Source organism: Coprococcus sp. AF21-14LB, from assembly GCF_003458885.1.
Classification (GTDB): Bacteria; Bacillota; Clostridia; order Lachnospirales; family Lachnospiraceae; genus UBA9414.
The window spans coordinates 1-8,132 of the sequence record NZ_QRVX01000073.1 but is presented as its reverse complement, the minus strand read 5'-3'; the positions used below and the strand labels follow the sequence as shown (position 1 = coordinate 8,132).

The window sequence follows — 8,132 nt, the reverse complement described above, 5'->3', positions numbered from 1 at the left end:
CAAGCAAAGGCCGAGACTGAATTTGAAAAATATCGTGTTATTCAGGATAGATTATTTATGTCTGATTTTGATAAGTACATGCTGGAACTGGAAGAGAATGCGAAGAAGTAATAGGATCAGTTCTTCCTTTCAATGCTGGATTTTCAGGTATGATAAGGTCGAGTGCATGGAAAACTGAACATCAGTTAGGACGAAAAATAGCCGTTGACCTGTTTTTGTAGGAAGAACGGACAAGATTGAAGTGATGGCGGTTCCTCACAGAATTTGACTTTTATGTTGGAATCACTATAATAGTAGAAACGAATAAAAAAGCTGAACTTTTCCGTGGATAAACAAGGTTCAAGCTGCGACATGGATAGCAGAATGTATCAAGATATTTTTGATACAGAATTTGTAGATATGTTTCCGCAAACCAACGGAGATATTTTGGTACATACCATATTAGACTGGATAGGTTCCCGATGACCGACATCGATCCGGACCTATCGAGCCATGTGGAGAGTATCGCGCTCCTTGAGCGCGTGGCAACCGAAAAGAAGATTCCTATGTGAAATTGAATGTGAAGATGGAGGATTATTATAGAATCAAAGATTCGAAAGGTGGTAAATCGGATGGATGATATAAAGAAAGATCCTTTTGAGGAGTATATAAGGCAGTCTGAACCAAGCAAACGTGAACTGGGGTATGCCTGGTATACTGCTATGGGGTTGCAGGCTGTAGACGGGCTCGAAACCTCGGACTATCTGAGAAATACTGCGAGAAAGAATATTGAAGGCGAAATATCAATAACGGAAGCCGGTAAGCTTATTGAAAACTATTATGAAGAGTTGAAAGAACGGGATACAGACAGAACAAAAGAAGCGGATATTGTGTCTGCACGAATCGCAAATATTCTTTCAGAAAGAGCTTTTACCTTTTCAGTTCCTCAGTACATTGGAATTCACAGGAGACTGTTTGAGGGAATATTTTCACATGCTGGAAAGGTGAGAGATTATAACATTTCAAAAAAGGAGTGGGTATTGGACGGAGAATCCGTTCATTATGGTAATGCATTGGAATTAAAAGAAATGCTGGAATATGATATTCGTACGGAAAAAGAATATGAATATCCATTGAACAGTATTTCATCAATCATTTCGCATCTGGCAAAATTTGTTTCAAGCCTATGGCAGATACATGCTTTCGGAGAAGGAAATACAAGGACAACAGCGGTTTTTTTTATCAAATATCTAAGGTCTATGGGATTTGATGTGACCAATGATATCTTTGCCGAGAATGCATGGTTTTTTAGAAATTCGCTTGTAAGAGCAAACTATACTGATCTGTCAAAAGGTATCAGGGAAACCACGGAATATCTTGAATTGTTTTTAAGAAATCTGTTACTGGGAGAATCAAATGAATTAAAGAACCGATACATGCATGTCAGATGGGAGAATCAAAAACAGGACATTCAAGAACAAAAACAGGACATTCAAAACAAAAAACAGGACATTGAGACAGAAAAAGAGTATATAGAAATACCGGATAATATCAGTAATAAAACAAAACAGCATATTCAAGAATTGTTCAAAGAATATGGATATGACAGATTTTTTGGGCGAACTGAAGTGATGAAGATACTTTCCATAACAGCTTCTCCGGCCTCAGCTTTGATAAAAAGAATGCTGGAAGCAGGGTTGATTTATTCGATGAAAGGAAAAGGGAAAGGAAAGTATTTATTTGGGAGAAAATGATAACATGGTGAAAACAGTTGAAATTGTGAGTTTATCCAGCGGCATCATCGGTGAACCATTCGTAGCACATGAACTCCGTATAGGGGAAGATCGCCTAAAGTCAATGGGGCTAAAGGTAAAATACTCATCGCATACGCTAAAGGGAATTGACTATATCAAAGAGCATCCCGAGGATAGAGCTTCGGATCTGGTCGAAGCATTTGCTGATCCTGAAGTAGATATAATCCTATGTGCTATCGGTGGTGATGATACCTATCGCCTGCTTCCGTTTTTATTCCAAGATGACAGACTGAAAAAGGTGATATGCGAAAAAATATTTCTGGGATTTTCCGACACGACCATAAACCATTTTATGCTGCACAAGCTGGGGTTGAAAACATTTTACGGGCAGTCCTTTCTTGCGGATCTGTGTGAGCTTGACAACGATATGCTGCCATACAGCAAAAAGTATTTTGAAGAATTGCTCCGCACAGGAACGATAAGAGAAATATGTCCAAGTAATGTCTGGTACGAGGAAAGAACAAGCTTTGATGAAAGCCAGATCGGAGTTCCGAGGATTAGCCATAAGAATAACGGGTATAAACTGCTGCAGGGACCGTTTGCCTTTTCGGGAAAAATACTGGGTGGCTGTATAGATTCCATATATGACATTTTTAATAATGACCGATATGAAGACAGTATTTCTTTATGTGAGAAATATGGGCTTTTTCCTTCTTTAGATGATTGGAAAGGAAGAATACTGCTGCTTGAAACCAGCGAAGAAAAGCCGACACCGGAGATGTATGAGAAAATGCTGCATGCACTGAAGGAATATGGGCTTTTTGATGTGATATCCGGAGTATTGGTCGGAAAACCTATAGACGAAACCTATTCCACTGAGTACTGCGACCTGCTGGTAAAGATTATCGACAAACCAGAACTCCCGATATTGTACAATATCAATATCGGACATGCGACTCCCAGATGTATTATTCCGTTTGGAGTAAATGCGCATGTAGATGCAGAGCAACAGGTAATCTCTTTTGAATAATCGGCAGCCGATTAGCTAAATCTATTATCAATAATGGTGGAATAATAGAAAATGAAGTGTTAGAAGAGGGAAACAAGATCTGATAGGAGATTATAAAAGATGACTGATAATATAAGAATTAGACTTCTAACCCCTTCGGATATATATCCTGAAATGTTAGAACAGTTCCAACATAAACAGATTATATCTAACAAATGGATAAAAAGCGAGGTTGTTATGAACTGATAAAAACTTACGAAATTCGTGAGTGGAGTCAAGAGAAGAAGATATGGATACCCCAATACTTATGTCAACAAATGAATAGAGGTGGTTTTGCTGCTGGAGCTTTCTGCAATGATCAAATTGTTGGTTTTTCTTGTATAGATGGTATCTTACAGGGCACAGCAGAAAAATACGCAAACTTAACAATGCTTTTTGTAGATGATGAGTGGAAACGAAAAGGTGTTGGGAGAAAATTATTCAAACAAATGTCTCTCTCTGCCGAAAATATGGGAGCGAATAAAATATTTATTTCAGCAATTCCATCTTCCGATACAATCTCTTTTTATTTCAATATGGGATGTTCGGATGCAAAATGGATAATAGAAAGTTTTGTTGATACCGAAAAGGATCGGTATTTAGAATATGATTTGAAAAGAAACTGATTTTCCTTTTGGTTGTACCGACATAGCAGTTCTATTCCAAGGGGAGAAGAGATCCCCATCGTATAAAGCGTAGCTTTGTGCGATGGGGGATTTCTCTCTCAAATGTCGAGGACTTATTACCCGCCGAAAAAACAGCGTGGCATTCCGTCTTGAAGTTACAGAACTTGCAGAGAGGAACTAAGACAAATCTAATTTTGGAGGTAAACGATGTTTTTGGATACGAGCTTTTTAGTAAATGATGAAATCCAATTGTGTTTGCAAAAAACAGTAGATGGTAATGTTGAGAAAGAGTGGCTTCCTGCATATCATTTTGCTATTTGCGATAAGCAGGGGCGAGAGATGGGAGTTTGTGATTTGAGGGTTGGCCATAATTTAAATACATATTATGGTGGTAATATCGGATATCGCATATATGAAGAGTACAGGGGCCACCATTATGCTGGAAAAGCATGCTTACTATTATTTGGATTAGCGAAAAAGCATAATATGGATTATCTCATCATTACCTGCAATCCTGATAACTATGCGTCAAAAAGGACTTGTGAATATTTGGGATGTCATCTTATTGAGACTGCTGAATTGCCAGAAGATAATGATATGCGGCTTGAAGATGGTGAAATGGAAAAATGTATATATCGAATTGATTTGAGATAATTTTCTGATAGGGTATGGCACGGTGTTCAAGGTTTATGATGATCAGGATTCCGGAAATATCTGTTTCGGAACAGAAAAGGACGGCCAGCGTTATTTTATCAAATTTGCAGGTGCTCCTACCGAGCGGTATAACGGTAATCCCGCAGATGCTATTGCAAGACGGAAAGCAACTTTGCCTGTATATAGTGAACTACAGCATGAGAACTTGATTGAATATGTTATCTTTGATATGGGACGAATGTGGGGCAGTTCACTTTTTCAGTCGCCCGAAGAATATGAAGTTGGCGCAGTTATAGATGAAATCACGAATGTTTATACGGTGGGTGCAACAGCCTTTGCTCTCTTCGGCGAGTATAACCGTAATCGGGACAGGTGGCAGCTCAGCGACAAACTTTTTGAGGTTGTAGCAAAAGCTGTAAGTGCTGACAGAAATGGAAGGCAACAGTCCATCCGACAATTGAGAGAAGAATGGGAGACGGCAATTTGCATGGAATCTTGAAGAACAAATTTAGGCAAGAATAGTCGGGAAAATGATTCTCCGAACTGATAGGATATAGGAACAGCGAAGCGAAAGAGGTGAAATAAGCATGGATTGGGTGGATGCAATAAGTAAAGCGATTCAGTATATCGAGGAACATATCACAGAGGAGTTGACCGCAGACAGAATTTCAGAAAATATCAATATTTCTTCCTTTTATTTTCAGAAAGGATTTGCGATGCTTTGCGGATTTACGCTTATGGAATATATCAGGAACCGCAGACTTGCACTAGCTGGAAATGATCTGGCTACGGGTAAAGAGAAGATTATAGATATTGCAATGAAATATGGATATGATTCTCCGGATAGTTTTACACGAGCGTTTACAAGGTTTCATGGTGTGACACCGACAGCAGCCAGAAAAGGACAGGTCATGCTGAAATCTTTTGCACCGCTGAAGGTAAAACTGTCATTAGAAGGAGGATATATCATGGATTACAGAATTGTAAAAAAAGAAGCTTTTACCGTAATTGCAAATGCAAGAGAATTTTCTTATGAAGGTGCAAAGGATGTAGTACCGCAGTTCTGGCAGGAACATTATCAGGCGGGAAAAGGAAAAACGGTTATGGGGTATATGGAATCAACATTGACCTGAACATGGGGCATGATACTTTTGAGTATCTCATTGCAGATCCATATAATCCGGTCAAGGAGGTTCCGGAAGGCTTTACAGTGAAGACGATTCCGGAGTTTACATGGGCGGTATTCCCTTGCAAAGGTGCTTTGCCGTATGCATTGCAGGATGTGAACACAAAGATTTTTACAGAATGGCTCCCAGCGCTTAAAGAATATGAATTTGCTGCAGGGTATTGTGTAGAATATTATGATGATCCATCGAAATATTCGAAGGGAGCGCAGGACGAAAACTATTATTGTGAAATCTGGCTTCCGGTTAAGAAAAAGTAGAGAGTGCATTTGCCACAGATTTATGATATTCTATGGTAAAGTACAGAGATAAAATATGATTTTTTGGAAAGGAAAGGGATTGATTATGAGTAAGGTATTAGTAGCGTATTTCAGTGCCAGTGGTGTAACAGCAAAACTGGCGAAGCGGCTTGCAGTGTCTATCGGAGCGGATTTACATGAGATTCAGCCGGAAATTCCATACACAGATGCCGATTTAGACTGGAGAGATAAAAATAGCCGCAGCAGTGTGGAAATGAATGATAAGTCATTCCGGCCTGCAGTTGCAAATAAGGTGGATAAAATCGATCAGTATTCGGTTATTTTCATAGCTTTTCCTATTTGGTGGTATGTTGCCCCGACCATTATGAACACGTTTTTGGAGCAATATGATCTGAAGGGAAAGACAATTATTCCGTTGGCAACTTCAGGCAGCAGTGGTATGGGGAACACAAATAAAGAATTGGAGGATTCCTGTCCGGGAGCGGAATTAAAAGAAGGAAAGAGATTCTCTGCGGATGCAAGCGAAGAAGAACTAAAGGCATGGGCAGAACAATTCGGGATTTCATTGGCATAATTTAAGGACATATCCGTTAGGAAAGATTTGACCGGGCTGATAAAGTTTTGGGCAGGGAGTTGTCTGCGGAAGGAGCAAGGCTATGGATGCAATCAAAACAGTGAACCTTACAAAATATTATGGCAAAGCAAAAGGAATTGAAAATCTTAATCTGACAGTACAGGCAGGCGAATTTTTTGGATTTATCGGACCAAATGGAGCCGGGAAATCAACAACAATCCGAACACTATTGGGATTAATAACACCGACAAGCGGTACGGCACAGATATTCGGATTAAATATTGTGAAGGAAAAGGAAAATATTTTACAGAAGGTTGGTTATCTCCCGGCTGAAGCTGTATTTTATCCGGGGATGAGAGTAAAAGATATGCTGAAGCTGTCGGCAGATCTGCGAAAAATGAATTGTACCGGGGATGCAAAAATCCTTTGCGAACGATTGCATCTTGATGAGACACGAAAGGTAGATGAGTTATCTTTTGGAAATCGAAAAAAGGTTGCTATTGTATGTGCTTTGCAGCATAGACCGGAATTACTGATCCTGGATGAGCCGACCGGGGGACTGGATCCGCTGATGCAGAAGGAGTTTTTTGATATTCTGAGAGAAAGAAATGAAGAGGGGACAACTGTTTTTTTATCCAGCCACATCCTTTCAGAAATCCAACGGAACTGTACCCGGGCCGCGATTATCCGGGATGGCAGTGTAATTGCGTGCGACAGTGTGGAAGCGTTATCCAAAACAAGTACGAAACGTATCGTGGTGCATGGAAACGTAAAGTTAGATGCGCTTGAGGGGATTCGTGATAAAAAGAGTATGAAGGATTCTGTCAGCTTTCTATACAGTGGTGATATGAACCGTCTGCTCCAAGTACTATCTGCCGGACAGATCTCGGATCTTTCTATTACAGAACCGGATTTGGAAGAAATATTTATGCACTATTACACAAAGGCTGGTGATATCCTATGACGATTGTAAAACATGAATTAAGGCAGGGGAAGATTTCCTTTTGGATATGGACGATATCGATTGGTCTTCTGCTTACAGTCTGTGTGTTCCTTTTTCCGGAGATGAAGGGAGAAATGGAGGGTCTTAATGATGTGTTTGCTTCTATGGGGAGCTTTACCGCTGCCTTTGGAATGGATAGATTAAACTTTGGTACTCTTGTTGGTTTTTATGCGATTGAATGCGGAAATATTTTAGGACTGGGAGGTGCATTTTATGCCTCACTTTGTGCCGTTGGTATTCTCAGCAAAGAGGAAAAGGACAGAACAGCAGAAATTCTGCTGACACATCCGGTAAGCCGCAGACGGATTATGATTGAAAAACTGATTGCTGTTACGCTTCAGATTACGGCGATGAATATGATCATTTATATACTGGCGGTAAGTTCTATAGCTGTGATTGGAGAGGCAATACCATGGAGAGAAATCAATCTGTTACACGCGGCATACTATTTACTTCAGATGGAACTGGCGGGAATCTGTTTTGGGATTTCAGCATTTTTGCGAAGAGGAAGTACAGGTGTCGGGCTGGGAATTGCGGCAATGATGTATGTTTTGAATTTGATTTCAAATATAACAGAATCTGCGGAGTTTTTAAAATACATCACCCCATTTGGTTATTGTGAAGGAGCAGATCTTGTAACTAATGGCAGTCTGGATGGTGGACTGATTACAATTGGTATGGTAATATGCATAGGCAGTGTAGTTGCTGCATTTTTGAAATATTTACGGAAAGATATATTAGATTGAAATTTTCTTGCAATTTGAAAATGGTTTGTTTATAATGATAAAGACAATAAAATGAACGGGAGCTTGTATGACAGGCTGAGAGGAAGGTATGACCTTCGACCGATAACCTGATTTGGATAATGCCAACGTAGGGATGCAGAGAATGAGCAATGTAATGTATGTATGAAACGGAAGTTATCGAATTAGGTAGCTTCCGTTTTTTGGTGCGCCTTGCGGCGCACGTCGCTAATGGGTGAAAGTCCCTAATCCGCCCTAGTAGTGGGAAGGATACAGCCAATGACAAGGGTGTCCACCGTGAGGTGGA

At 40.0% G+C, this 8,132-nt stretch carries 10 protein-coding genes, 1 pseudogene and 1 riboswitch; all 11 genes and pseudogenes read left to right on the top strand.

Annotated elements, in window-relative coordinates; translation table 11 throughout:
- A pseudogene (locus DWX73_RS15650) lies at positions 1 to 111 on the top strand (cell filamentation protein Fic); the annotation flags it as partial.
- 500 nt (positions 112 to 611) lie between these two features.
- Positions 612 to 1,733 (top strand): Fic family protein, encoded by a 1,122-nt coding sequence (locus tag DWX73_RS12240; RefSeq protein ID WP_330413673.1) that lies wholly within the window; start codon positions 612 to 614, stop codon positions 1,731 to 1,733.
- Positions 1,734 to 1,737: 4 nt separating this feature from the next.
- Complete coding sequence (locus DWX73_RS12235; RefSeq protein WP_118349019.1) at positions 1,738 to 2,763, top strand: S66 family peptidase; 1,026 nt, start codon at positions 1,738 to 1,740, stop codon at positions 2,761 to 2,763.
- 194 nt (positions 2,764 to 2,957) lie between these two features.
- Positions 2,958 to 3,407 carry a GNAT family N-acetyltransferase gene (locus DWX73_RS12230; RefSeq protein ID WP_118349017.1) on the top strand — a complete coding sequence of 150 codons (450 nt, stop codon included), beginning with the start codon at positions 2,958 to 2,960 and terminating at the stop codon, positions 3,405 to 3,407.
- Positions 3,408 to 3,614: 207 nt separating this feature from the next.
- Positions 3,615 to 4,061 (top strand): GNAT family N-acetyltransferase, encoded by a 447-nt coding sequence (locus tag DWX73_RS12225; RefSeq protein WP_118349016.1) that lies wholly within the window; start codon positions 3,615 to 3,617, stop codon positions 4,059 to 4,061.
- Positions 4,062 to 4,083: 22 nt separating this feature from the next.
- Positions 4,084 to 4,560 carry a hypothetical protein gene (locus DWX73_RS12220; RefSeq protein ID WP_199413562.1) on the top strand — a complete coding sequence of 159 codons (477 nt, stop codon included), beginning with the start codon at positions 4,084 to 4,086 and terminating at the stop codon, positions 4,558 to 4,560.
- Positions 4,561 to 4,648: 88 nt separating this feature from the next.
- Positions 4,649 to 5,194, top strand: coding sequence for a helix-turn-helix domain-containing protein (locus DWX73_RS15260; RefSeq protein WP_330413672.1), 546 nt, complete (start codon positions 4,649 to 4,651; stop codon positions 5,192 to 5,194).
- Between the two features lie 2 nt (positions 5,195 to 5,196).
- On the top strand, positions 5,197 to 5,505 hold the full coding sequence (locus tag DWX73_RS15255) for a GyrI-like domain-containing protein (RefSeq protein WP_330413671.1): 309 nt from the start codon (positions 5,197 to 5,199) through the stop codon (positions 5,503 to 5,505).
- 85 nt (positions 5,506 to 5,590) lie between these two features.
- A complete protein-coding gene (locus DWX73_RS12210) occupies positions 5,591 to 6,079 on the top strand; it encodes a flavodoxin (RefSeq protein WP_118349018.1) in 489 nt (162 codons plus the stop codon).
- Positions 6,080 to 6,161: 82 nt separating this feature from the next.
- On the top strand, positions 6,162 to 7,043 hold the full coding sequence (locus DWX73_RS12205) for an ABC transporter ATP-binding protein (protein WP_118349015.1): 882 nt from the start codon (positions 6,162 to 6,164) through the stop codon (positions 7,041 to 7,043).
- Positions 7,040 to 7,828, top strand: coding sequence for an ABC transporter permease subunit (locus tag DWX73_RS12200; protein WP_118349014.1), 789 nt, complete (start codon positions 7,040 to 7,042; stop codon positions 7,826 to 7,828). Before DWX73_RS12205 ends, DWX73_RS12200 begins: the two co-directional genes overlap by 4 nt.
- Before the next feature lie 46 nt (positions 7,829 to 7,874).
- Positions 7,875 to 7,979: riboswitch (TPP riboswitch) on the top strand.
- The last annotated feature ends 153 nt before the right edge of the window (positions 7,980 to 8,132 follow it).